We start from the raw sequence: 1,112 nt of genomic DNA, 5'->3' as shown, positions 1-1,112 counted from the left end.
CGTTGCCGGCGAGGATGACGATGTTCTGCATGTCGAGGTTTCCTTATCTGTCGGCCGAGGGATGATCCCTTCGACTGATCCCCGAAGAAGGCGGCCAGGTCGGTGCCTCCACCGCAGCGCGCGAGCGCGTAAGGGGAACCCCGAGACAAGGGGTGGTGCGGGCAGCCGTGGAACACGGCAACTCGGCCCGCAGGATCGCGGGTTGGAGGCGGCGGACGGCCGACTTAGGGGTCAGGTGAAAGAGAAGGGATTATCTCTTTGTGCCGTCACGACGACGGGAAACTATGCAGTATGGAAATCTATGCTCGCCTGTGGCGGCGCCCCGGAATTCGGGTCACGGGCACCAGCTCCCGACGTCCTGCCAACCTCCGGGCGAAGACCGAGCGCTCGTCATCTGGATTGCCTCTGGCGTCGGCTGAGGCCACTGTGGGCACCAACCGCCAACCACGCGTTGGCAGTTACGAGCCGATTCGCTGCCAACGCAGAAGGTGGGTTCCTCGGGCATCCGACACAGCATGATCGCAGCGAAATCGACTGCGAACTAGCGGCAGAGAAGAATGCTACCCGGTTACCAACGACCGACCGATCGGCCTATGCGGTTTGGGAAACGACCTATCCGATGGGGATCAGCACGCTTGTAGCGGCGCCTTTTGTCCGAAGCGGACGTCTCCGGATAAACCAGCGTGGACGCCCGATGCGTACAATTGGCCAAAAGCTGACCGACCGCTCCTGTCATGAACGCGCACATAGGAATCATTGACGTGAGCTAAAGCTTTATGCGGCCTAAGCGCAGCGCGTTCACCACGACCGTGAATGAAGACATTGCCATGGCAGCGCCTGCAAACATCGGGGACATCAGCAGACCTGTGACCGGATAGAGCACGCCCGCTGCGACCGGCACGCCGATGCCGTTGAAGAGGAACGAGAAGAACAGGTTCTGACGAATATTCGCCATCGTCGCTTTCGCAAGTACGCGCGCGCGCACGACCGCCGCGAGATCGCCCTTGGTGAGGGTGATCCCGGCGCTTTCAATGGCAACATCGGTGCCGGTGCCCATCGCCAACCCGACGTCGGCAGCAGCAAGGGCAGGCGCATCGTTGATGCCGTCGCCC

General features: G+C 61.8%; 1 pseudogene. It reads right to left on the bottom strand.

Features of this window, described 5'->3' with window-relative positions:
- Positions 1-766: 766 nt before the first annotated feature.
- Positions 767-1,112: pseudogene (locus tag B7Y43_RS20175) on the bottom strand (haloacid dehalogenase); the annotation flags it as partial.

Source organism: Sphingomonas sp. 28-62-20 (assembly GCF_002281505.1).
This window is presented reverse-complemented; position numbering and strand designations above follow the sequence as displayed.